This window comes from Bradyrhizobium sp. AUGA SZCCT0160, from assembly GCF_018130105.1.
Taxonomy (GTDB): Bacteria; Pseudomonadota; Alphaproteobacteria; order Rhizobiales; family Xanthobacteraceae; genus Bradyrhizobium.
In genome coordinates this window covers 1-23,541 of record NZ_JAFCMD010000023.1, presented here as the reverse complement: position 1 = coordinate 23,541, position 23,541 = coordinate 1, and the positions used below count along the sequence as shown (strand labels likewise).

Annotated in this window: 23 protein-coding genes; 14 read left to right on the top strand and 9 right to left on the bottom strand. The window is 63.1% G+C overall.

The features are described from left to right. Positions 1 to 17: 17 nt before the first annotated feature. The 5 genes from JQ558_RS29330 to JQ558_RS29310 all read right to left on the bottom strand — a co-directional run bounded on the left by JQ558_RS29330 (position 18) and on the right by JQ558_RS29310 (position 4,074). Positions 18 to 986, bottom strand: a complete 969-nt coding sequence (locus JQ558_RS29330; RefSeq protein WP_212272371.1) for a tripartite tricarboxylate transporter substrate binding protein — start codon at positions 984 to 986, stop codon at positions 18 to 20. Positions 987 to 1,201: 215 nt separating this feature from the next. Continuing rightward, the gene (locus JQ558_RS29325; RefSeq protein ID WP_212295955.1) at positions 1,202 to 2,170 is read right to left on the bottom strand and encodes a hypothetical protein; all 969 of its coding nucleotides are present in this window, start codon (positions 2,168 to 2,170) and stop codon (positions 1,202 to 1,204) included. Between the two features lie 31 nt (positions 2,171 to 2,201). Next, positions 2,202 to 2,654, bottom strand: a complete 453-nt coding sequence (gene queF / locus JQ558_RS29320; protein ID WP_212214367.1) for a preQ(1) synthase — start codon at positions 2,652 to 2,654, stop codon at positions 2,202 to 2,204. A 56-nt stretch (positions 2,655 to 2,710) separates the two neighbouring features. Beyond that, the gene (locus tag JQ558_RS29315; RefSeq protein ID WP_212214364.1) at positions 2,711 to 3,085 is read right to left on the bottom strand and encodes a cytochrome c family protein; all 375 of its coding nucleotides are present in this window, start codon (positions 3,083 to 3,085) and stop codon (positions 2,711 to 2,713) included. Continuing rightward, positions 3,082 to 4,074, bottom strand: coding sequence for a lyase (locus JQ558_RS29310; RefSeq protein WP_212214362.1), 993 nt, complete (start codon positions 4,072 to 4,074; stop codon positions 3,082 to 3,084). The genes JQ558_RS29315 and JQ558_RS29310 overlap by 4 nt, the downstream gene beginning before the upstream one ends. 178 nt (positions 4,075 to 4,252) lie before the next feature. On the opposite strand from JQ558_RS29310, the gene eno reads away from it, so the two are divergent. Beyond that, on the top strand, positions 4,253 to 5,536 hold the full coding sequence (gene eno / locus JQ558_RS29305; RefSeq protein WP_212214360.1) for a phosphopyruvate hydratase: 1,284 nt from the start codon (positions 4,253 to 4,255) through the stop codon (positions 5,534 to 5,536). A gap of 2 nt (positions 5,537 to 5,538) precedes the next feature. Here eno and JQ558_RS29300 read toward each other — a convergent pair whose 3' ends face one another. Beyond that, positions 5,539 to 6,858 carry a hypothetical protein gene (locus JQ558_RS29300; protein WP_312015047.1) on the bottom strand — a complete coding sequence of 440 codons (1,320 nt, stop codon included), beginning with the start codon at positions 6,856 to 6,858 and terminating at the stop codon, positions 5,539 to 5,541. A gap of 275 nt (positions 6,859 to 7,133) precedes the next feature. Between JQ558_RS29300 and JQ558_RS29295 the strand changes: the two genes are divergently transcribed. Continuing rightward, positions 7,134 to 8,270, top strand: a complete 1,137-nt coding sequence (locus JQ558_RS29295; RefSeq protein ID WP_212295954.1) for a zinc-binding dehydrogenase — start codon at positions 7,134 to 7,136, stop codon at positions 8,268 to 8,270. A 63-nt stretch (positions 8,271 to 8,333) separates the two neighbouring features. Here the strand turns inward: JQ558_RS29295 and JQ558_RS29290 are convergent, their stop codons facing one another. After that, positions 8,334 to 9,434: a S1C family serine protease gene (locus JQ558_RS29290; protein ID WP_212214356.1), complete on the bottom strand. Its 1,101-nt coding sequence runs from the start codon at positions 9,432 to 9,434 to the stop codon at positions 8,334 to 8,336. Positions 9,435 to 9,696: 262 nt separating this feature from the next. Between JQ558_RS29290 and JQ558_RS29285 the strand changes: the two genes are divergently transcribed. From JQ558_RS29285 to JQ558_RS29245, 9 genes are all read left to right on the top strand, one after another. Continuing rightward, positions 9,697 to 10,248 carry an NADPH-dependent FMN reductase gene (locus tag JQ558_RS29285; protein ID WP_212214354.1) on the top strand — a complete coding sequence of 184 codons (552 nt, stop codon included), beginning with the start codon at positions 9,697 to 9,699 and terminating at the stop codon, positions 10,246 to 10,248. A gap of 196 nt (positions 10,249 to 10,444) precedes the next feature. Further along, on the top strand, positions 10,445 to 10,762 hold the full coding sequence (locus JQ558_RS29280) for a septum formation initiator family protein (protein WP_192739542.1): 318 nt from the start codon (positions 10,445 to 10,447) through the stop codon (positions 10,760 to 10,762). 216 nt (positions 10,763 to 10,978) lie between these two features. Further along, positions 10,979 to 12,025 carry a pyruvate dehydrogenase (acetyl-transferring) E1 component subunit alpha gene (gene pdhA / locus JQ558_RS29275; protein ID WP_212295953.1) on the top strand — a complete coding sequence of 349 codons (1,047 nt, stop codon included), beginning with the start codon at positions 10,979 to 10,981 and terminating at the stop codon, positions 12,023 to 12,025. A 50-nt stretch (positions 12,026 to 12,075) separates the two neighbouring features. Next, a complete protein-coding gene (locus JQ558_RS29270; RefSeq protein ID WP_212295952.1) occupies positions 12,076 to 13,479 on the top strand; it encodes a pyruvate dehydrogenase complex E1 component subunit beta in 1,404 nt (467 codons plus the stop codon). Between the two features lie 6 nt (positions 13,480 to 13,485). Further along, complete coding sequence (locus JQ558_RS29265; RefSeq protein WP_192739539.1) at positions 13,486 to 13,791, top strand: DUF5076 domain-containing protein; 306 nt, start codon at positions 13,486 to 13,488, stop codon at positions 13,789 to 13,791. A gap of 2 nt (positions 13,792 to 13,793) precedes the next feature. Continuing rightward, positions 13,794 to 15,164 carry a pyruvate dehydrogenase complex dihydrolipoamide acetyltransferase gene (locus JQ558_RS29260; protein WP_212295951.1) on the top strand — a complete coding sequence of 457 codons (1,371 nt, stop codon included), beginning with the start codon at positions 13,794 to 13,796 and terminating at the stop codon, positions 15,162 to 15,164. Positions 15,165 to 15,287: 123 nt separating this feature from the next. Further along, positions 15,288 to 16,709: a dihydrolipoyl dehydrogenase gene (gene lpdA / locus JQ558_RS29255; RefSeq protein ID WP_212295950.1), complete on the top strand. Its 1,422-nt coding sequence runs from the start codon at positions 15,288 to 15,290 to the stop codon at positions 16,707 to 16,709. Positions 16,710 to 16,841: 132 nt separating this feature from the next. Next, entirely contained in the window at positions 16,842 to 18,083 is a 1,242-nt protein-coding gene (locus tag JQ558_RS29250; RefSeq protein WP_212295949.1) for a threonine synthase, read from the top strand. A 129-nt stretch (positions 18,084 to 18,212) separates the two neighbouring features. Then, complete coding sequence (locus tag JQ558_RS29245) at positions 18,213 to 19,184, top strand: tripartite tricarboxylate transporter substrate binding protein BugD (RefSeq protein ID WP_212295948.1); 972 nt, start codon at positions 18,213 to 18,215, stop codon at positions 19,182 to 19,184. Positions 19,185 to 19,230: 46 nt separating this feature from the next. On the opposite strand, the gene JQ558_RS29240 is transcribed toward JQ558_RS29245, so the two are convergent. Beyond that, positions 19,231 to 21,483 carry a lytic transglycosylase domain-containing protein gene (locus JQ558_RS29240; RefSeq protein ID WP_212295947.1) on the bottom strand — a complete coding sequence of 751 codons (2,253 nt, stop codon included), beginning with the start codon at positions 21,481 to 21,483 and terminating at the stop codon, positions 19,231 to 19,233. 174 nt (positions 21,484 to 21,657) lie between these two features. Then, the gene (locus JQ558_RS29235) at positions 21,658 to 21,822 is read right to left on the bottom strand and encodes a hypothetical protein (protein ID WP_212272352.1); all 165 of its coding nucleotides are present in this window, start codon (positions 21,820 to 21,822) and stop codon (positions 21,658 to 21,660) included. 289 nt (positions 21,823 to 22,111) lie between these two features. Here JQ558_RS29235 and JQ558_RS29230 point away from each other — a divergent pair, with 289 nt between their 5' ends. The 3 genes from JQ558_RS29230 (at position 22,112) to JQ558_RS29220 (ending at position 22,990) form a co-directional block, all read left to right on the top strand. Continuing rightward, positions 22,112 to 22,300, top strand: coding sequence for a hypothetical protein (locus JQ558_RS29230; protein ID WP_212214328.1), 189 nt, complete (start codon positions 22,112 to 22,114; stop codon positions 22,298 to 22,300). 62 nt (positions 22,301 to 22,362) lie between these two features. Then, positions 22,363 to 22,557, top strand: a complete 195-nt coding sequence (locus tag JQ558_RS29225) for a hypothetical protein (RefSeq protein ID WP_212214325.1) — start codon at positions 22,363 to 22,365, stop codon at positions 22,555 to 22,557. A gap of 43 nt (positions 22,558 to 22,600) precedes the next feature. Further along, on the top strand, positions 22,601 to 22,990 hold the full coding sequence (locus JQ558_RS29220; RefSeq protein WP_312014806.1) for a response regulator: 390 nt from the start codon (positions 22,601 to 22,603) through the stop codon (positions 22,988 to 22,990). Positions 22,991 to 23,541: the final 551 nt, after the last annotated feature.

Sequence of the window (23,541 nt, the reverse complement as noted above, 5' to 3'; positions counted from 1 at the left end):
TTCGGATCGGACTCTCGCTATTCCATCTTGATTCCGGCGTCGGTGATCACCTTGCGCCAGCGCGCGATCTCTTCGGTGACGAAGCCGCGGAATTCCTCCGGGCTGCTGCCCATCGGGACGATTCCCTGTTCGACCAGTTTGGCCTGCAATGCCGGATCGGCGAGCGCCTTCCTGGCCTCGGCGGAGACGCGGTCGACGATCTCCTTCGGCGTGCCCGCCGGTGCGATGATTCCGGCCCAGGTGCCGGACACGAAATCCGGCACGCCCTGTTCGGCCATCGTCGGCACGTCGGGCGCCGCCGGGATGCGCTCTTTCGCGGTGACGACGATCGCCTTGGCGTTCCCGGAGCGCACCTGCGGCATCAGCGGACCAACGATGTCGAACATCACGTTGATCTGCCCGCCGACGGTATCCTGCAGTGCGCCGGCCGTGCCCTTGTAGGGAATGTGCTGCATTTTGATGGCTGTGCGGCTCATGAACATCTCCATGGTGAGATGTGCCGCAGCGCCGATGCCGCTCGACGCAAAATTGAGCTCGCCCGGCTTGGCCTTCGCGAGCGCGATCAGCTCTTTCAAATTGTTCGCCGGCACCGAGGGATGCGCGATCATGATCAGCGGTGCGACGCTCATCAGCGAGACGTAGCTGAAGTCCTTCAGCGTGTCGTAGGGCAGCTTTGGATTGAGCGTGGCGTTTGCCGCATGCGCCGCGATCACGGTGCCGAACGTGTAGCCGTCGGGTGCGGACTTGGCGACGACGTCGGTGCCGATGATGGCGTTGGCGCCGGGCTTGTTCTCGAAGACGATGGGCTGGCCGAGCGCATCGGAGATTTTTTGCCCGACGAGGCGGGCCATCAGGTCGGTGTAGCCGCCCGGCGTGTAGGGGACGACCATGCGGATCGACCGGTTCGGCCAGCCTTGTGCCCAAGCGCCACTTGCGCAGGTCAGCAGAACGGCAAGCGCTGCAAGAGCGCGGAATAGATATTTCATGATGTAGTTTCCTCGACAGCCAGCGTCTGAGATGCGCGGCGCTTCCTGCGGGCAGGCTACATCATGTGGATGTGAGTGAGATAGGTGCCAAGGCAACGTCTCCTGTTGCACAAGGTGCATGGCTCGTTGTCTGACTTGGCTGTGCAATGCATGCCGGAGTGCACGTGCGACGGCTCAGGATCAACTGGTTCACGCCCTGGCTGTGTCGCCTCGCGCTAATTTCCCATCGCCTGCGCCAGCAAGGCCTGCGCCTGCCTGGTTGCTTCAGCAAATGACGGCTGCTGCGGCGCGCGCTCGGTAAAGCATTTCTTGTAGGCGTCTTCGCCCTTTTGCCTGAGATCGCCGAGCTTGTCGTAGGCCTTGCTGTCGATCCGCTTGGACTGCAGATCGTCAGCAGCCTTGTCGGCCTTCTTGTCATAGTCAGCCTTGATCGCAACGCAGGCCGGGACCGCCACCTTGGGCTTGATCGATCCATAGGCGACGTAGACCTTGCCGTTGGCCAGCGCCGAAACGAACACTTCGTCCGCGGCCTCAGGCACGGCGTCCTGGGTTCGCCCGCCCAGCATCGCAAAGGCTGACGTGGCGGAGGCGGGTTTGGCGATCGGCAATTCGTTGAAGTTCACGACCGCCGCATCCGTCGAGATCGCCTGGGTGTAGAAGCTTTCGTCCTTGAGCGCGGCGCCGATCTGTTGCGGCACGTTCTTGAGTTTCTTGCCCCACCAGTCCTTGTGCGCGCGCAGCCAGCGTTCGAACAGCGGCTGCGTCGTCACGATGATATGAGACTTCGGCTCGACATATTGGCCGTCGCGCCCATTCTGGCCGGACTTCTCGCCGTTGTCGCCCAATTCGGAGTCGAAGCGCACGCCGTCGAGCAGGCCAAAGCCCATGTCGCCCTTGGATAAGGCATCGAGATTGAGCCTGGCCGGTCCAAATCCCTTGCGAGCGGATTCGGCGACGATCGGCGCGAGCTTCGCCAAGAGATCAGCGCGCAGCGATTCCGTCAGCTTGAAGGCCTCGTCGTCCTTCTTGTCCGCGTACATTTTCGTGATTTTCGCGATCGCGGCGTCGCGGGCTGCGATGTAGCGGTCCTCGGGCGAGGCAGGCGCGGCGTTGGCGCTTGCAAGCGCCCCGAGGACGCACGAAGCGGCGGCAAGTCGGATGAAGGCGGCGAGTGGCTTTCGCATGGGCGGTTGTCGGGACTACCGGCCGTTAGGTTCAACCCCGGCCGCGATAGGGCGCGACGCCCTGGTCGGGGACCCATACGCCCTTGGGCAGTTTGCCGGTCTGCCAGAACACGTCGATCGGGATGCCGCCGCGCGGATACCAGTAGCCGCCGATGCGCAACCATTTCGGCTTGATCTCGGTCGCGATCCGTTTGCCGATCGAGACCGTGCAATCCTCATGGAATGCGCCGTGATTGCGGAAACTCGCCACATAGAGTTTTAGCGATTTGGATTCCAGGAGCCACTGGCCCGGCACGTAATCGATCATCAGATGGGCGAAATCCGGCTGTCCCGTCACCGGGCAGAGCGAGGTGAATTCGGGCGCCGTGAACCGCACCAGATAATCGGTGTCCTTTTGCGGATTGGGCACCCGGTCCAGCGTCGCCTTCTGGGGGGTGTCGGGCCATTCCACGGCGCGGCCGAGTTGCAATGATTTTTTCGCCATGATGATCGTCCTGTTGCGACCGCTGACATGGACGCATCAGGCTTGGCCGTCAACCGTCAGCGCGAAGCAGGGTTGGCGAGAAACTGCGCCAGCGCCTTGCGCTCGGCGGCATCCTCGATCCCGCGCATCGACATCCACAGCCCCGGAAACATCTCGGCGGGATCGGCCAGGAAGCTTTCCAGACGCGGCACATCCCAGCGCAAACCATCATCGCGTGCCTTGCGCAGCACCGGCGAATAGTCGAACGCCGGATCGCCGCCGACCACGCGCCCGGCCACGCCGGCAAGATTGGGGCCGGGCAGGCCGCGCTCGGTGGGATCAAGGCTGTGGCAGGCCCGGCATGGCGCGAACAGCCGCGCGCCGTTTTCGTCCGCCGAGGCGGGGGCGGCAGCCAGCATCGGCAGCAGCAACAGGAACGCGAACCATTTCACGCAGGCGCGATCGTCTGGATCACGACTAGGCGGTTGGTGCCGGACTCGCCGCCCCAGGTCTCGCCGGGCTTGCCGTCGAGCTGCCGCACATTCGCGCCGGCCTTGTCGCTCGGGAACGCATTGAATTTCTCGGTCACGGGATCGAAGCGCACGATCGCATTGGCGCCGAAATCGGTGACCCAGACCTTGTCCTTGTCGTCGACATAGACCGCATAGGTGCGCGGGTTGTCGCCGGGCAGCTTCCAGGCCTTCCAGGAGCCATCAGAAGGATCGTGCATCGACACGTTGCCGCTGTTCCATTCGCTGACCCAGATCCGGCCCTTCGAGTCCGACCACACCCGGCGCGCGCCCTGATTGGGCGTCGGCGGGTCGACCACGGTGGCGTTGCCGGTTGCCGGATCGATTTTCGCGATGTGATTGCCAGCGAGCGAGGCGTACCAGATGTCACCCTTCGGCGTGATGGTCATGCCATAGGTGCCGCGGCCGCGCGGCGACTTGAAGACCGTCATGTCGCCCGATTTCGGGTCGAGCCGGCCATAGATGCCGGACTGGCCGGTGAACCAGTAGATGCCGTTTTTGTCGAACACGGCGGTGTTGAGGTTGGCATAGGCTTCGTTCTCGGGCAGGCGAAACAGCGTCACCTTGTGATCGCTGGGATCGACGCGGGCGATCGCGTTCTGCCCACCTTCGGTGACCCACGGCGCGCCATCGGGACCGATGATGACGCCATGGGGAGCGGCGCCCTTGCCGAGGTCGACCAGCTTGTATGACCCATCGCGCGGATCGAGCCGCCCCAGCGTGCCGTTGCGCTGGCCGCAGAACCACATCGTGCCATCGGGCGCCGGCGTGACGTCGCGCGAGCCCATGCCTGCGGCGACCGGATAATATTTGACGCGGAACGGGCTCTCCTGGGCATCCGCAAGCCGTGCAAGCGCAGGCGTGGCTAAAATTCCGGCAGCGGAAATTTTGAGAAACTGGCGGCGATTCATTGCGTTACCCCGGTTCTTGAACGAGAAGGTTTGGACGCGAAGATCAACCCTGGATCAGCATAGTCTTACCACATTGGCCCGTCAGTCGAAGCCACCAGACTAGCCGTTCACATTTGCTTGCGCGCCGTGTAAGACGCGCCCAAATCCAGCCCCGGAACCATCCAGGAAAGTGCAAGACATGACCGCCATCATCGACATCATCGGCCGCGAAATCCTCGACAGCCGTGGCAATCCCACCGTTGAAGTCGATGTGGTGCTGGAAGACGGCTCGATCGGCCGCGCTGCGGTGCCTTCTGGCGCCTCCACCGGCGCCCATGAGGCGGTCGAACTGCGGGACGGCGACAAGAAGCGTTACCTCGGCAAGGGCGTGCAGAAGGCGGTCGAGGCCATCAACGGCGAAATCTTCGAGGCGCTCGCCGACCGCCCCGTTGAAGAACAAGTCCAGATCGACCAGATCATGATCGATCTCGACGGCACGCCGAACAAGAGCCGGTTAGGTGCCAACGCCATCCTTGGCGTTTCCCTGGCCTGCGCCAAGGCGGCCGCGGAATCCTTCGACATGCCGCTCTATCGCTATGTCGGCGGCACCTCGGCGCGCACTCTACCGGTGCCGATGATGAATATCATCAATGGCGGCGTGCACGCCGACAACCCGATCGACTTCCAGGAATTCATGATCCTGCCGGTAGGGGCGGCGACCTTCGCCGAGGCGCTGCGCTGCGGCGCTGAAATCTTCCATACGCTGAAGGGCGAACTGAAGAAGGCCGGTCACAACACCAATGTCGGCGACGAGGGCGGTTTCGCGCCGAACCTGCCGTCGGCGGATGCCGCGCTCGAATTCGTCGTCAGCGCAATCGGCAAGGCCGGCTACAGTGCGGGCAGCGACGTCATGCTCGGCCTCGATTGCGCCGCGACCGAGTTCTTCAAGGACGGCAATTACGTCTATGGCGGCGAGAACAAGACCCGCTCGCGCTCCGAGCAGGCGAAATATCTCGCCGATCTCGTCGCGCGCTATCCGATCGTCACGATCGAGGACGGCATGTCGGAAGACGACATGGACGGCTGGAAGGAATTGACCGACCTCGTCGGCAAGAAGTGCCAGCTGGTCGGCGACGATCTGTTCGTCACCAATGTCACAAGGCTCGCCGACGGCATCAAGAACGGCCGCGCCAACTCAATCCTGATCAAGGTCAACCAGATCGGCACGCTGACCGAAACGCTTTCCGCCGTCGAACTGGCGCACAAATACGGCTACACCTCTGTCATGTCGCACCGTTCCGGCGAGACCGAGGATTCCACCATCGCCGATCTCGCGGTCGCCACCAATTGCGGCCAGATCAAAACCGGATCCTTGGCGCGCTCCGACCGCACCGCCAAGTACAATCAATTGCTGCGCATCGAACAGCAACTCGGCGCGCAGGCGAAATACGCTGGGCGGGCGGCGCTGAAGGCGCTGGTTTAAAGCTAGCGCGCCGCAGCAAGCCGGCTAGCCGGCTTGCTGCTCGGCGGTTTCGCGGTGATCTGGCGCTTCGCCATGCTGGACTTGGCCGTGCTGGCCTTGGCCTGAACGACCTGTTTCTGCCGCTTCTTCGCATCGGCGGCCGCCGTCTTCGTTCCGCCGCGGCGGGACGCATATTCCGGGCCGTCGATCGGGCCGACATGCGGTGGATCGTAGGCGAGATACGGCCTGCCGATCCCGAACTGTTTTCCGTTCGCGTCGACCCATTTCCAGAGCACTTCGGTGGAAGCCCATCGCTGCGCGCGATTGCCGCCGTTGACGCTCACAATATCGGCGGCAAGCCCGCGGCCATAGCCGCCGCGCAGACTGCCGCCGTGAAACGACCGGTTGGCCGCCGCCTTCAGGCCGCTTGCGATCGATTGACGGTAGTCGTCGCGGAAGGCGCTGGTGATGCCAGGTCGCAGTCCGGCGGCCTCGGCGGCGTAGAGCGTATGAAACAGCTTGATCTTGAAGCTGCGATCCATGCCGCCGATCACGTAGTCCATCATCGGCATGCCGACTCGTTCCGCCGCCTTGGGATCCTTCCACGTGAAATCGTTATCGACGAGCTTGGTAAAGCTTCTGGTGACCGTCACCAGTTTGCCCTTCCTCTTGATCGTCACTTTCCTGAGCTCACGCTCCTTGGTTGTGTCCTCCTTGGGCGTCCGCTGGTAAAGCGCCCACAGAAACTGGTCGATGCAGGCCTCTGCCACCTGGCATTCGCCGACAAGCTCGACGCGGCCGGGCGTCGTTGCGGCGGCTGTGCTTGCGGTTGGCGCCGGGAAGGTCGGGATTTCCGGCGGCAGAATTTCCGCAGGATCGCTCAGCGCGGCTACGACGATGGTGTGCTGCTTGTCCGGGGCGGCTGTGACGGCGACGGCCACCTCCGGGTTGGACGTGCTGGCGGTTGGCGCCTGGACGGTTGGGACTACCGGCGGTAGCATTTCTGCCGGATCGTTGAGCGCGGCCACGACGATGGTTTGCTGCTTGTCCGGCGCTGCTGCGGCGTCGACCGCCACCTCCGCCAGAAGTTCGGCGGCCTTTGCCACGTCAGCACGCTTGATGATCGGATTGCCTGTCGTAGCGGCTGAATGGCTCATCGCGGATGCCGGCGGTGCGGCCACCAAGGCGGCGTTGGCGGCAAGAGATGGTGCGAGGCGGTCCACGACGCGCACCGCGTTGACCTTCTCCGTGCCGGTCAAACCGACGACGGCAAACCACACCACAAGTCCGCCCGTGAAAACGAGCGTGGGCCACATCTCGGTAGCAAGCCGACGCGGGTTCATGATTCCAGCCTCCGAGGCTCGAGTCAGTTGCACAGCTAAGCACGCGACGCCCCAATGTTTCGGCTCACAATGTGGGCGTGCAAGGGCGGAAACGGCTGTTACGGGACGGTTTCCGGGAACTGTTGCCGGAGTGCAACGCGTCGGCGGACCCTGGTTCGGGCGCGCAATTTGATTGAAATTGCTGATACCGGTGGACATCACCGCTGGCCGCGACCATATCGCTGACACAAAGCGCGGATCGGCGACGCCGAACCGCCGGCAGGGAGGAATTAAGTATGAGTGACGGCAACACCGGGCTGCAGCTGCGTTCGCTGCTGAAGAAGAGCGGCGAACTCGAGCTATCTCTGGCCAGCGTCCCGACTCCAGAACCGGCCGACGATGAGGTCGTCGTTCGCGTCGAGGCCTCGCCGATCAATCCGTCCGACCTCGGGCTCCTGATCGGCCCCGCCGACATGTCGACGGCCAAGGTCTCGGGCACCAAGGACCAGCCTGTGGTCACGGCGAAGATGCCGGAAGCCGTGATGCGGATGATGGGGGCGCGGCTTGATCAGTCGCTGCCGGTCGGTAACGAGGGCGCCGGCACCGTGATCCGAACCGGATCGTCGGATGCCGCCAAGGCGCTAATGGGCAAGACGGTCTCGATGATCGGCGGCGCGATGTACGCGCAGTATCGCACGTTGAAGGTGAGGGACGTGATGGAGCTGCCCGCCGGTACCACCGCTGCCGACGGCGCGTCCTGGTTCGTCAATCCACTGACCGCGCTCGGCATGACCGAGACCATGCGGCGCGAAAATCACAAGGCGCTGGTGCATACCGCTGCCGCCTCGAACCTCGGCCAGATGCTTAACAAGATCTGCATCAAGGACGGCATCGGCCTCGTCAACATCGTGCGCAGCAAGGAGCAGGCGGATATCCTGCACAAGATCGGCGCCAAATATGTCGTCGATTCCACCGCCGACGGCTTCATGGACGATCTCACCAATGCGCTGGTGGAGACCGGCGCCACGATCGCGTTCGATGCCATCGGCGGCGGCAAGCTTGCGAGCCAAATCCTCACTTGCATGGAGACGGCGGCCAACAAGACCGCCAAGGAATACAGCCGCTACGGCTCGAATGTGTTTAAGCAGGTCTATATCTACGGCAGCCTGAACACCGGTCCGACTGAGTTGAGCCGCGCGTTCGGCTTGACCTGGGCGGTCGGCGGCTGGCTGCTCACGCCGTTCCTGCAAAAGATCGGCCCGGCCGACATCGGCAAATTGCGCCAGCGCGTCGCCTCCGAACTCAAGACCACGTTTGCCAGTCACTACACCAAGGTGGTGTCGCTGCAGGAGACGCTCGATCTCGCCAATATCGACGTCTACAACAAGCGCGCCACCGGCGAGAAATTCCTGATCAATCCGAGCAAGGGGTAATGGTGGAGGGCTAGGAAGTTTCAACGTTTTCACAGCGCGCAGGGCAGGCCGCCTGCTGGCGGCCTAGCCGGACCGGCCGACGTCCTCGAGTTTGACCCGAACGGTCGTCGATCGATCGCCGCGCTTGACCGAAAGTTCGATCTCCCGCCCGACGCCCACGGCCTCGAGCTGCTCGATCAAATCGGACAGCCGCCGGGTCGGCTTTCCGTTGGCGCTGGTGATGATGTCGCCGAGTTCACCCGCGACCTGGTCGATGCCGCGCAATCCGGCTGTTGCGGCGGGCGAACCCGGCATTGCCCGCACCACCACGACGCCTTCAATGCCGAGCCGGGTTGCGACGGCCTCGTTGGCGGCGACGATCCCGATGCCCGGAGTCGGAACGCGTCCCTTCTGGATAAGTTCAGGCACGACCCGGTTCACGGTATCTACCGGAATGGCGAATCCGATGCCGGCGTTGGAGCCGGACGGAGAAATGATTGCCGTGGTGACGCCGATCAGGCGTCCTGCGGAATCGAGCAGCGGGCCACCGGAATTGCCGGGATTAACCGCAGCATCGGTCTGAATCATGTTGCCGATTTCCCGGCCGGCGCTGGTCGGCAGCCGCCGCTTCAAGGCGCTGATCACGCCTGTGGTGAGCGACTGGTCGAGGCCGAACGGGTTGCCGATGGCGAAGGCCGCCTGGCCGACCTTCAGGTCGGCGGAGCTGCCGACCACGATCGGACTGGGCAGGTTACGGGTGCTTCGCACCCTGACGACCGCAAGATCGTAGTTCGGCGCCGTTCCCACGATCGAGGCGCCAACGACTTCGCCGCTGGCGAAGCGGATCGCAACATCCCTGGTTCCGGCAACTACGTGATTGTTCGTCACGATATGTCCGGCGCCGTCCCAGACGAAGCCGGTGCCGCTCTGCTCGCGTCCGGCTTCGCCCTCGAGATCCGTCGAACCGGCACCGGGGCCGGCGCCGACGACCTGAACCACCGAGGGTGATACCCGCTCGAACAGGCTGACGGTCGCGCGCTCGGCTTCCGCAAGATCACTTCTCGCCGTCACGGGCCGCGGGGTGGTGGCTGCGAACAGCAGCCGGTCGAGATAAGGCTGTCCGACCAGAGCGGCGAGCAGCACGATCAGGACGACGATAGCCGCCTGGAAAAAACGCGAGGGCATGAATTCACTCCGAAGCCGACGGGGCCATCGGCGCTGAGATTGCATTCATAAGGCTCGTCGGCCAAGTTGGTTCCTCCGCGCCGATCCGCAAGATGTGTGCCCCGGGCGGATGCTCTTTCAGCGTTGGCTCAAGCACTTTTTCTTGATCCACAAGAATTATGCGAACGCTGCGTTTCCAGAATTGCTCATTTCATGCACTTGCATCCTTGTGTCGATGTGGCGTAAGTGAGCGCCGGCGCTTCAGCTTCAAAAGGGAATTCCAATGGCTCACAGCATCGTCACCATCGTCGGCTCGCTCCGCAAGGAGAGCTTTTCTCTCAAGATCGCCAATGCCCTGGCCAAGCTCGCGCCGGCCTCGCTGAAGCTCGACGTCACCACGCTGGAAGGCATTTCCTTCTTCAACCAGGATCTGGAAGCCGCGCCGCCGGCCGATTGGCTCGCGTTCCGCGAAAAACTGCAGAAGTCGAACGGCGTGCTGTTCGTGACGCCCGAATATAACCGCTCGATCCCGGGCGTCCTGAAGAACGCCATCGACGTCGGCTCGCGCCCCTATGGCAAGAGCTCGTTCCTCGGCAAGCCGGTCGGCATCGTCAGCAACTCGCCGGGAGCGCTCGGCGGCGTCAGCGCGGCCAAGCATCTGCAGAACATCCTGCCGGGCATCTCGGGGCCGATTCTCGGTCAGCCCGAGATCTACCTGAACGGCGTCGGCGACGCCTTCGACGACAAGGGCGCCCTCACCAAGGAAACGCTGCAGAAGACGCTGCAGCAGTATATCGATGCATTCGCGGCCTTTATCGAAAAGCAGAACGGCTAGGCTGCACTCTCAGCGTCATTGCGAGCGAAGCGAAGCAAATCCATCTGTCCGTTATGCCGCGCCATGGATTGCTTCGCGGAGGCTGTCATCGGGCGTTCGTTCGCGCGACCCGGTGGCTCGCAATGACGGGGCGCCAATTGTGCCCCGCGTCGGCCATCTTAGGATTCCATTAACCTGGCCGTCGCATCTTGGCGCCATGGTCTCCCGCACCCGACTGAAATCGATACTGACCGGGCTCGCCCTCTACACGATGGCGGCGCTGATGGTCGGCTATTTCGGCGTCAACGCCTATACCGGCAAATACGGGCTCAACGCGCGGCAGGAGCTCGATCAGGAGATCATCGCGCTGACGTCCGAATTGGCGCGGCTGAAGCGGGAACGGGCCCAGGGCGAGCAGCGCGTTTCGCTGCTCCGCTCCGACCGGGTCGACCCCGACATGCTGGACGAGCGCGCACGCTTCCAGCTCGACTACGCCAACCCCCGCGACCTGATCAAGGTCCTCAAGCCGAACTGACTTTCAGGCTGCTTGCGGCTCGCGCGCCCCGACTGTTACGCCGGGATGACGGCCGGCCGGATTCCGCAAATTTCAAAATCTCGCGATATCGATTACAAAAATGTCGCGCCGCGTTGCACTGCGGCATAGCAATATTTTCCCGAGCGCACGCAATCCTTTCACGGCGGTTTGAGTTGGGTTAGAGAGGCTGATCCTTCTCTCTCATCCGGAATTGCCATGGCCGCACCCAAAAAAACCGTCACCAAGGAAGCAGGGCAGGAAAATGGGAAAGAGAAGGGTCAAGAGAAAAGCTTCAGCTCTCCACCGGAATTCACCAAGGCGCAGGAACTGGCAGCCCTGCGGGACATGCTGCTGATCCGCCGTTTCGAGGAAAAGGCCGGCCAGCTCTACGGCATGGGCGCGATCGGCGGCTTCTGCCATCTCTATATCGGCCAGGAAGCCATCGTGGTCGGCATGCAGATGGCTCTGAAGAAGGGCGATCAGGTCATAACGGGATACCGCGACCACGGGCATATGCTGGCTTGCGGGATGGAAGCCAAAGGCGTGATGGCCGAATTGACCGGACGCCGGGGCGGCTATTCCAAGGGCAAGGGCGGCTCCATGCACATGTTCAGCAAGGAGCAGAATTTCTACGGCGGCCACGGCATCGTCGGCGCCCAGGTTTCGCTCGGGACGGGGCTCGCCTTCGCCAACCGCTACCGCGGCAATGATTTCGTCAGCCTGGCCTATTTCGGCGACGGCGCCTCCAACCAGGGGCAGGTCTATGAGAGCTTCAACATGGCGGAGCTGTGGAAGTTGCCGGTGATCTACATCATCGAGAACAACCGCTACGCCATGGGCACGTCGGTGACGCGCTCGTCCGCCCAGACCGATTTCTCCAAGCGCGGCATTTCCTTCAACATCCCCGGCGAACAGGTCGATGGCATGGACGTGCGTGCGGTGAAGGCCGCCGGCGACAAGGCGGTGGCCCATTGCCGCGCCGGCAAGGGGCCGTTCATTCTGGAAATGCAGACCTATCGCTACCGCGGCCATTCGATGTCGGATCCGGCGAAGTACCGGACCCGCGAGGAGGTCGAAAAGGTCCGCCACGACCAGGATCCGATCGAGCAGGTGCGCAATCGCCTGCTGGCGGCCAAGGTCACCGAGCAGGAATTGAAGGCCATCGACGCCGAAGTGCGCGAGATCGTCAATGAGTCGGCGGATTTCGCCCAGCACGATCCCGAGCCCGATGCGTCCGAGCTCTGGACCGACGTGTACCGCTGATAATCAAGCCACGCGCAGAACAAAACTAAAGAGTGATTTCGGGAGCCGATATGCCCATTCAAGTATTGATGCCTGCGCTTTCGCCAACCATGGAGAAGGGCAACCTTGCCAAATGGCTGAAGAAGGAAGGCGAGACGATCAGGTCGGGCGATGTCATCGCCGAGATCGAAACCGACAAGGCGACGATGGAAGTCGAGGCGACCGATGAGGGCACGCTCGGCAAGATATTGATCCCGGAAGGCACTAACGACGTCGCGGTCAATACGCCGATCGCGACCATTTTGGCCGATGGCGAAAGCGCTGCCGATCTCGGCAAGGCCGCAGCACCAGCTCCCGCGCCCAGTGTCGCGAAGGAGGTCGAAGAATCCCGTTCGCCGGTCGGCGAAGGCAAGTCGATGATCTCGGCGCCGCAGGCGACCGCGGCACCCGCAGCGGTGGCCGAGCCCGATCCGGAAGTGCCTGAGGGCACCGAGATGATCTCCCAGACCATCCGTGAAGCGCTGCGCGACGCGATGGCCGAAGAGATGCGGCGCGACCCCGACGTATTCATCATGGGCGAAGAGGTCGCCGAATATCAGGGCGCCTACAAGGTGACGCAGGGCCTGCTGCAGGAATTCGGCGCCAGGCGCGTGATCGATACGCCGATCACCGAGCATGGTTTTGCCGGCGTCGGCGTCGGCGCGGCGATGTCCGGCCTGAAGCCGATCGTCGAATTCATGACGTTCAATTTCGCGATGCAGGCGATCGACCAGATCATCAATTCGGCGGCCAAGACGCTGTACATGTCCGGCGGCCAGATGGGCTGCTCGATCGTGTTCCGTGGCCCCAACGGCGCAGCTTCCCGCGTCGCCGCCCAGCACAGCCAGGATTATTCGGCCTGGTACTCGCAGATTCCGGGATTGAAGGTCGTCGCGCCGTTCTCGGCCGCCGACTACAAGGGCTTGCTGAAAGCCGCAATCCGCGATCCCAACCCGGTGATCTTCCTCGAAAACGAGATGCTGTACGGCCACACCGGCGAGGTCCCGAAGCTCGACGACTACGTGATCCCGATCGGCAAGGCGCGCATCGTCCGCTCCGGCGGCCACGTCACGCTGATCTCCTGGTCGAACGGCATGAGCTACGCGCTCAAGGCCGCCGATGAGTTGGCAAAAGAAGGCATCGAGGCCGAGGTGATCGACCTGCGCACGCTCCGGCCGATGGACACCGACACCATCATCGCCTCGGTCAAGAAGACCGGCCGCGCGGTCACGGTGGAGGAGGGCTGGCAGCAGAGCGGCGTCGGCGCCGAGATCGCCGCCCGCATCATGGAGCAGGCCTTCGACTATCTGGATGCGCCGGTGGCGCGGGTGTCGGGCAAGGACGTGCCGATGCCCTATGCGGCGAATTTGGAAAAGCTCGCATTGCCCAATGTCGCCGAGGTGGTCGCCGCCGCCAAAGCCGTTTCATACCGGTAGGCTCCGATGGCCGGTCCCAAGGAGCAACCCTTACCGCCCGACGTCATCGGCCGTGACGACGCAATCGAAGTGCTGCGCGCCTTCGTGGTCGATGGCGGGCTCTCGATCGCGTTCCAGCGCGCGTTCGAGGAGCCGGATATGTGGGGCCTGCTGCTGGTCGATATCGCGCGCCATGCCGCAAGGGCCTATGCGCGCGAAAGCGGCCACACCGAGGACGAGGCGCTGGCGCGTATCGTCGAAATGTTCGAAGCCGAAATAAATCGGCCGACCGACGTGGGTAATACCACGCTGCGGTCGCAACAGGGTCACTGACAATGCCGATCAACATTTTGATGCCCGCGCTGTCGCCGACGATGGAAAAGGGCAACCTTGCCAAGTGGCTCAAGAAAGAGGGCGACAAGGTCAAGTCCGGCGACGTGATCGCTGAGATCGAGACCGACAAGGCGACGATGGAAGTCGAGGCCGTCGACGAGGGCACGATCGCCAAAATCCTGGTGCCTGAAGGCACGCAGGACGTTCCCGTCAACGACATCATCGCGGTCCTGGCCGGCGATGGCGAGGATGTGAAGGCCGCCGGAGCCGCGCCTGCGCCGGCTGCAAAAGCCGCACCTGCGCCCGCTGCCGCACCTGCTGCAGCCGCACCGGCGCCTGCCGCCGCGCCCGCGCCGAAGCCCGCAGCAACCGGGCCGACACAGGCTGCCGCGCCGCAGGCGGCGGCTTCCGCCCCGCAAGCCGCAACTCCTCAAGCCAATGGCCACGCCCGCGTGTTCTCATCACCGCTCGCGCGGCGTTTGGCAAAAGAAGCCGGCATCGAACTCGGGCGCATCAACGGTTCGGGTCCGCACGGCCGCATCGTCGCCCGCGATGTTGAAGGAGCCAAATCCGGCAAGGGCCTCAAGGCGCCGGCCGCTGCGCCTGGCGCCGCGCCGAGCATCGCGCCCGCGATGTCGGATAAGCAGATCCTCGCGCTGTTCGAGGAAGGCTCCTACGAGATCGTGCCGCATGACGGCATGCGCCGTACCATCGCTCAGCGCCTGACTGCGGCCACGCAGAGCATTCCGACCTTCTACCTCACCATCGACTGCGACATCGGACGGCTGCTCGAGGCGCGCGAGCAGATCAATGCGGCGGCTCCCAAGGACAAGGAGAAGAAGCCGCTCTACAAGCTGTCGGTCAACGACTTCGTCATCAAGGCGCTCGCCGTCGCGCTCCAGCAGGTGCCGGACTGCAATGTCAGCTGGACCGAAGCCGGCATGGTCAAGCACAAGCATTCCGACGTCGGTGTCGCCGTGGCAATGCCCGGCGGCCTTATTACGCCGATCATCCGCAATGCGGAGAGCAAGTCGCTGTCGACCATTTCGAACGAGATGAAGGACCTCGCAGCCCGCGCGCGGACGCGAAAACTCAAGCCCCAGGAATATCAGGGCGGTACGTCGTCCGTTTCCAACCTCGGCATGTTCGGCATCAGCCATTTCACGGCCGTGATCAATCCGCCGCAGTCGACGATACTCGCGGTCGGCGCCAGCGAAGAGCGGGCGGTGGTACGCAATGGCAAGATCGAGGCCGCGCATGTGATGAGCGCGACACTGTCCTGCGACCACCGCGCCATTGACGGCGCGCTCGGCGCCGAGCTGATCGGCGCCTTCAGGCGGCTGATCGAAAACCCCGTCATGATGATGGTGTGACAGCCGTCATTGCGAGCGCAGCGAAGCAATCCATTTCACCACCGGAAACATGGATTGCTTCGTCGCAAGTGCTCCTCGCAATGACGGAGGCTAATAGTCCGGTTGAATGATGAGAATGAGCGCATGGCCGACACTTCCTTTGACGTCATCATCATCGGCTCCGGCCCCGGCGGTTACGTCACGGCGATCCGCGCCGCGCAGCTCGGGTTCAAGACCGCGATCGTGGAAAAATCCTATCTCGGCGGCATCTGCCTGAACTGGGGCTGCATCCCGACCAAGGCGCTGTTACGCTCGGCGGAAATCTACCACTACATGCAGCACGCCAAGGATTACGGCCTGTCGGCCGAGAAAGTGTCCTACGACCCGAAGGCGGTGGTGCAGCGCTCGCGCGGGGTTTCAAAACGCCTCAATGACGGCGTCGGCTTCCTGATGAAGAAGAACAAGGTTTCGATCATCTGGGGCGACGCCTCGATCGACGCGCCGGGCAAGGTCACGGTGAAGAAATCCGCGGTCGAGGCGCCGAAGGGCACCTTGGGTGAGGGCGCCTATCAGGCCAAGCACATCATCCTTGCCACCGGCGCGCGACCGCGCGTCCTGCCGGGGCTGGAGCCCGACAAGAAGCTGGTCTGGACCTATTTCGAGGCGATGGTGCCGGACAAGATGCCGAAGTCGCTGCTGGTGGTCGGCTCCGGCGCGATCGGCATGGAATTCGCTTCCTTCTTCCGCACCATGGGCTCCGAAGTGACTGTTGTCGAAGTGCTGCCGCAGATCCTGCCGGTGGAAGACGCCGAAATATCGAAGTTCGCCCACAAGGCGTTCGAGAAGCAGGGCATCAAGCTCCTCACCAATACCAAAGTCACAAAACTCGAGAAGAAGAGCGACAGCGTGGTCGCCACCATCGACGACGGCAAGGGCAAAACGCAGAGCATCGAAGTCGACCGGGTGATTTCTGCGGTCGGCGTCGTCGGCAATATCGAAAACCTCGGTCTGGAAAAGCTCGGCGTCAAAACCGATCGTGGCTGTGTCGTGATCGACGGCTATGGCAAGACCAATGTGCCGGGCATCTACGCCATCGGCGACGTCGCAGGCCCTCCGATGCTGGCGCACAAAGCCGAGCATGAGGGCGTGGTCTGCATAGAGGCGATCAAGGGCCTGCATCCGCACGCCATGGACAAGAACCTCATTCCCGGCTGCACCTATTGCCACCCACAGGTCGCCTCGGTCGGCCTCACCGAGGCCAAAGCGAAAGAGGGCGGCCGCGAAATCCGCGTCGGACGTTTTCCGTTCGTCGGCAACGGCAAGGCGATCGCGCTCGGCGAGGACCAGGGCCTCGTCAAGGTGATCTTCGACAAGAAGACCGGCCAGTTGCTCGGCGCCCACATGATCGGCGCCGAAGTCACCGAACTGATCCAGGGCTATGTCGTGGCGATGAATCTGGAGACGACGGAAGAAGAGCTGATGCACACCATCTTCCCGCATCCGACGCTGTCTGAAATGATGAAGGAAGCGGTGCTCGATGCCTATGGCCGCGTGCTGAACATGTAGCTTGTCATGCGCGGGCTTGACCCGCGCATCCATCGCGCTTCGCAAGACTCTTTCGAAGGCGATGGATTGCCGGGTCAAGCCCGGCAATGACAGCAGTGAATGCCGTTGACGCAAGAAGAAAGAACAAAGCCCGTGAAAGACAACGACAACCTGACCATCGAGCGTCCGACGTTCGTCACCCATCTCGAATGCGCGATGGAAGGCGATCATTATCCCGCCGACCAGATCCACAATCTCTCCAAGGCGAACAAGCCGCTGCTGGTGCGCTACGATCTTGCCGGCGTCAAGAAAGCGCTGACCAAGGACGCGCTGGCGCAGCGGCCGGCCGACATGTGGCGCTACCGCGAGATGCTCCCGGTGCGCAAGGTGACTGACATTGTCAGCCTCGGCGAGGTGACGACGCCGCTGATCCGGCTGCCAAAGCTCGGCAAGAAGCTCGGCGGCGGCGAGATCATCGTCAAAGATGAAGGCCGGCTGCCGACCGGATCGTTCAAGGCCCGCGGCCTCGTGATGGCGGTGTCGATGGGCAAGGCGCTCGGCATCAAGCACATGGCGATGCCGACCAACGGCAATGCCGGCGCGGCGCTCGCCGCCTACGCCACCTCCTGCGGCATCAAGACCACGATCTTCTGCCCGGCCGATACACCGGAAGTGAACGTCAGCGAGATCGAGCTGCAGGGCGCCACGGTCTATCGCGTCAACGGGCTGATCGACGATTGCGGCAAGATCGTCGGCGAAGGCAAGGCAAAGGCCGGCTGGTTCGACACCTCGACCCTGAAGGAGCCGTACCGGATCGAAGGCAAGAAGACGATGGGGCTCGAGCTCGCCGAACAGCTCGGCTGGGACGTGCCCGACGTGATCTTCTATCCGACCGGCGGCGGCACCGGCCTGATCGGGATGTGGAAGGCGTTCGCTGAACTCGAGGCCATCGGCTTCATCGGTTCCAAGCGACCGCGGATGGTCGCCGTGCAGGCCTCGGGCTGCGCGCCGATGGTCCGTGCCTTCGAGAACGGCACCGAGCACGCGCCGCGCTGGGAAGACGCCCACACTATTGCATCGGGCATCCGCGTGCCGCAGGCGGTCGGAGATTTTCTTATCCTGCGCGCGGTCCGCGAGAGCAAGGGTTTCGCCATCGCGGTCGATGACGAGAAGATTTCTGCTGCGCTCAATGAAGTGGCGCGCGAGGAAGGCTTTCTGTTGTGTCCGGAGGGCGCGGCGACCTATGCTGCCTACAAGCAGAGTCTTGCCGACGGCCGCGTCACGAAGAATGATCGCGTGATGCTGTTCAATTGCGCGACAGGACTCAAGTATCCGTTGCCGCCGGTCACGCGCACGCTCGATCGTCATCAGCCGATCGACTACGCGCAATTTTAAGCCGTGCGAAACTATGGGACGTCATTGCGAGGAGCGTAGCGACGAAGCAATCCACACCTACTTTCCGGCCCAATGGATTGCTTCGCTCCGCTCGCAATGACGGTGAAACGTTTTTGAGGGGAGGGGTTGATGCGAAAATTATTACTGGCTGCGCTTTCGGTGTTGGCGTTCGGCGGCGCCGCGTCAGCGCAGAATTTCCCCTCGCGTCCCATCACCATCATCGTGCCGTTCTCCGCCGGTGGCCCGTCGGACGTGATGGCGCGAATCCTGGCCGAGCGCATGAAGGCGACGCTCGGCGAGGTCGTCCAGATCGAGAACGTCACCGGTGCCGCCGGTTCGATCGGCGTCGGCCGCGCGGTGCGGTCACCGCCGGACGGCTACACCATCAGCTTCGGCCATCTCGGCACCCACGTGGCCAACGGCGCGATCTACAACAAGCTCGGCTACGACCTCGTCACCGATCTCGAGCCGGTGGTGCTTCTGCCGAGCAACACGATGATCGTCGTCAGCAAGAACGCGGTGCCGGCGAAATCGCTGGGCGAATTGCTGGCGTGGCTCAAGGCGAGGCCCGAGCCGGCGGCGACCGGTACCGCCGGTGCCGGATCGGGCAGTCACATCGCCGGGCTCTATTTCGAGAACGTCACTGGCATCAAGCTGCAGTATGTGCCGTATCGCGGCACCGGGCCGGCCATGAACGACCTCGTCGCCGGACAGATCGATATGATCGTCGATCAGCTCTCCAATTCGATCAACCAGGTGCGCGCCGGAACCATCCGCGGCTATGCCGTCACCGATACCAAGCGCTCGGAATCCGCCGCCGACATTCCGACTGCCGAAGAAGCGGGCTTGCGCGGATTTCACATGACGCTGTGGTCGGGCTTGTGGGTGCCGAAGGGTACGCCGAAGGAAATCGTCACCAGGTTGAACGCGGCGGCCGTCGAGGCGTTGAACGATCCGGCGGTGCGCAAGCAGCTCGAAAACCTCGGCCTGCAAATGACGCCGAAGGACAAGCTGACGCCCGAAGCGCTCGGTGAGTGGCAGAAGGCGGAAATCGCAAAATGGTGGCCGATGATCAAGGCCGCCAATGTGAAGGTGGATTGAATATCCTCGTCGTCCCGGCTCAAGGCCGGGACGACGGTGAGAGAGTCTATTGCGCCGCGCTTGCCGGAGCCGCCGGTGCCGCATTCGTCTCCTGCGTCGCGACGCGCTCGCCGCTCTTCGCCGCCATCGCCGTGCCGCTGTCGAAGCGGACGCGGTAGACCGCCAGATTCTCGATCACGCGCTGGACATAGTTTCGCGTCTCGGAGAACGGAATGCGCTCGACCCAGTCGACCGGATCGACCTTGGGATCGCGCGGGTCGCCATACGCCTTGATCCAGTCCCGGACCCGGCCGCGACCGGCGTTGTAGCCGGCGAAGGTCATGATGTGGGAGCCCTTGTATTCGCGGAGCAGCGCGCTGAGTTCGCCGGCGCCCATTTGGGTGTTGTAGACGGGATCGGAAACCATCCGGTCCCAATCATATTTGACGCCAAAGCGCTTGGCGGTATCGCGTCCGGCCTCCGGGGTGATCTGCATCAGTCCGACCGCATTGGCGTGAGACTTGTCGCGCTGGTCGAACGCGCTCTCGGTGCGCGCCACCGAGTAGATCATGCTGTGCTCGATCTCGGGCGCGATCTGCTTGTGCGGCGGAATTCCGATGGTCGGGAACGCGTAATGGTCGAGCGCCAGCCCGCGGCCGAGCGAGGGTTTTCCGATCTGCAGCATCGCGCGGGCATCGTTGCGGCGGCCGGTGAGTTCGCCGAGCGCTTCGAGCAGCGCCACATTGGAGCTTTGCTCGCCGAGATCGGTGACGAAATAGAGCACGACGTCGCGCTCGCCGATCTCGTAGAGCATGTCGGCGGCGCGAACGCGTTCGTCGACGCTCGATGCGCCGGCCGACGCGAGCGCCGGAGAGGGCGGGCGCAATTCGATCTTGTCGCGGCCAAGTTTGGCGTGCGCGAGCTGGCCGTAATAGGCGGTCGGGTAGCGCGCGGCAGCTTCATAGCTCGTGCGCATCATGTCCTTGTCGCCAAGGGCTTCGGCGACCCGCCCGCGCCAGTAATGTGCCCGCGACAGCACGGTGGGATTGGCCTGGCCCTCGTCGATGCGGGCGAAATGCGCCCGCGCGCTGACGGGCTCATCGAGATAGCGCAGGGCGATCCAGCCGCACATGAAGTGGTAGTCGGACCGGTAGTATTCATTCGCCGCCAGCGCCGCGGGCTGGATGACCTGGTAGGCGGTCAGGAACTTACCTTCATCGAGCAGCTTGCGGGCGAGCGAGCGCCGCTCGCGCCACCATTGATCGGTGTCCTGCAGCGCCATCGTTTCCGGCGAGGCGGCCAGCATCAGGCGCGCCGCGTCGTCAATGCGCTTCTCGGCGAGCATCCACTGTATCCGGCACAGCGTGTAGCCGAGATCGGCGCGCGCCGCCGCCGGAACGTCGTCAAGCGCTTCCTTGGCCTTGTTCGATTTGCCCCTGACCGCGGCACAGGCCTTTACGATCGCCAGGTCGTCGTCGCCGAGGAGTTTGGCGGCGCGCTTCGCGCCTGCGAGATCCTTGGCGCCGATGCGCTTGTCCATCCGCGCGCGGTGATCGTCGCGGGTGAGAAGGTCGCGGAACTGCTCCAGCACGTCGGGTTCGACGCGCTCCGACAATTCGTCCGAACGCCACGCGTCGCGCACCAGCCGGCCCGCGCCGTCGCGATCGCCTTCACTGAGCTTGACGCGCGCGAGCGCCAGTTTGCCCCTGGCGCTGATCGGCGCCTCACCGGTGAAGCCCCGCACCTTGGCGCCATCGGCGCGCTCCTGCCACAGCCGCGCTTCGGCCCGCCGGCGCAGCTGCGCCGCGCTCGGCCATTCCGGATGGGCGGCGATGAAGGCGGCATAGCGGCTGAAATTCGCCGTGGTCTCGGAGTGGCGCAGGATGAACCATTCGACCAGCTTCTGGGCGGCCGGATCAGCGATCCTGTTGCGCGTCGCGGTCGCCTCGTCGGTCTTCGCCTTGCGCGCGAGATTGATCGCTTCCTTCACCAGCGCGAGATCGCCGGTCAGTGCCGGAACGGTCTCTTTGGCTGTCTCCTTGGCAGTCTCCTTGGGAGCGGGGGCGTCCTTTGCACGCTTTGACTTCTTCTTCGCGTCGGCATGTTTCGCGTTCTTCGCAAGTTTCGCATGGCGGCGCTTTTCGGCCGCAGCGGTGCGTGGCGGACCAGCATCCTTTTTCGCATCGAGCGTTTTCTTCGCATCGTGCGTTTTTTTGGCGGGTTGCTGTTTGGGATTGGTCCGCGCCGTCGCCTCGGGCGCGAACAGGGCGAGCGCGGTTGCGGCGAGAAGACAGGACAGTGAGCGCAAGCAACGGTTCATTCCATGGTGCTCCCCATGAGTCACAAACCAAGAATCGCACGTCGCGTGCGGCCCGAGCCGTCCGAGAGGTAGCACGAGATCGATTAATCAATTGTCGCATCGGCGCAACAGCGCGCGGGAAACCGCGCGCCAGATGGAACCCGAAGGTCAATGGAATCCAGCAGGGCGGCTGACCTATTTAGGTGTCTGCAGTTCGTGCGAGGAGGCCCATTCGTCCGCCTGGGACGGGGCCTTCAGGTCGCCGGGCCGCTTCAAGGCCGCAAGCCGGAACAGGCCAACGACCACGATTGCCGGTAGGACGATGGCGGCGGCGGAAAGCGCCAATAGCGAGGTCCACATGGCAGCCCACCAGTGTCTTGCTGCCCCACGAATAAAACCGGAGCGGGCCGGGCTGCGTTCCCAGAAGCAGAACAAGCCGCCGTGATGTGGAACCAACATTTCCCACGGAACTTGGTTTAGTCCATCGGGCGATTACCGCTGATTTGCGTCCGATGCGGAATGGCGGCCCCAGCCATTAACCCCCTCCCACTGGGGCCGTTTCCTTGGCTGCTCCCCAAAAACAGAAGATGCGGTCGCCCCGGAACGAATGACCCTTGTGTCGGTTAGCGGACTCTCAGGGTTAGCTCAGATGAGCAAGCAAAGCGAAGATCTCCGAGAGCAAGCCCGACGAGCAGGCCGCCTCGCGCTGACGATGAGCGACCTCGAGGCCTCGGTGAAACTGAAAGAATTGTCCAAACAGTACGACGCCGACGCCGAGAGGCTGGAGAAGATCGACAGCCCGGCGTCAGGCACGACGCGTGGTGGCCTTCAAGGATGAGAATATCTCCGGTTCAGGTTCGTCCCATGTACCCTTGGCGGTTTGGCGAATTCGATAATGTGATGGACGACGCGCTCAACATCGCGATGGACTATCTCATTCGCACCGAGCAGGCCGTCGAATTCCGGGAGACACAGACCGTGGCCGCAAACGCCATCGCGGACGCCTGGCGTGCAGGTGTGCGCAGTCGCATGCGGCTTACCAACGTGGCGATAAGGGCGGTCGAACAAAACCGCGATACATCGGGGAACCCTTAAGCCAGCACGATCGCGGCCGATCGGGTGGCCAGGCGAGGGCCGGTTGAACAATAACCGCTTTCCGGGATTGAATACTCAAGAGGCCGCCATGATGAATTTTATTGCGCTTGTTGTGGAAGACGACCCGTTGCAGCGGGCGTTCTTGGCTGACCTGCTCAAAGAGCAAGGCCTCGAAGTGGTCGAGTGCGCGAGCGCGGAGGCGGCCGAACTCGTGCTGGTTGCGACCGGCACTGAACTGCGGGCCCTGGTAACGGACGTAAATCTTGCGGGCGATATGTCCGGCGTCGCGCTGGCGCAGTACGCCAAACGCAAGTTCCCCCTTTTGAACGTGGTGATGGTGTCCGGACGCGGCCCACCTTACATTCCGCAGGATACGCGCTTCCTGATGAAACCCTTTCTGCCAGACGAGTTGCTCGACGCCGTCCTGAACTAGATCGGCTCGCGCCGCCCTGAGGGACGGCCCTTCAGATATTTGAGGCCCTCGACGGCCAGCGTGCGTTCATCGAAGCGCTTGCCTTCGAGAAATTTGGCGACGTCGTCCCTGGCCAGCCGTCCTGCTCCGAAGTGAGATTGACCATCATTCCATAGGTCTTCATCGCACGATCAATGTGCCATATCGCGCTGACGGCAGGTAATGTGCGGCAAACTGACCCGACGGGCAAATCAGTTCTGATTTACGGAAATTGCGTCAAGCAGAAAGTTTCTGTAAATCAAAAATATTTCTGTTGTCGGCCGACCCAAATCAGTGCGCATCTATCGCCATCCCGTCCCACTCAGAGGGCGTCGGCCGTCGTCACGGACGTTGGGCGGGTTGCGGTGGACGCTGGTTTACGCTGAGACGACGGCGTGGATAAGCGTACGGCAAAACCGTGTGGTCCTGGCACCCGTTGCAGGTGTCAAGCTGTCGGGTAGGCGGGAGCTGAACGTCAGCGACGGAGTCAACCAAGAACTCGTCTCCGGGGAGATCACGGCATAAGCCGTAAA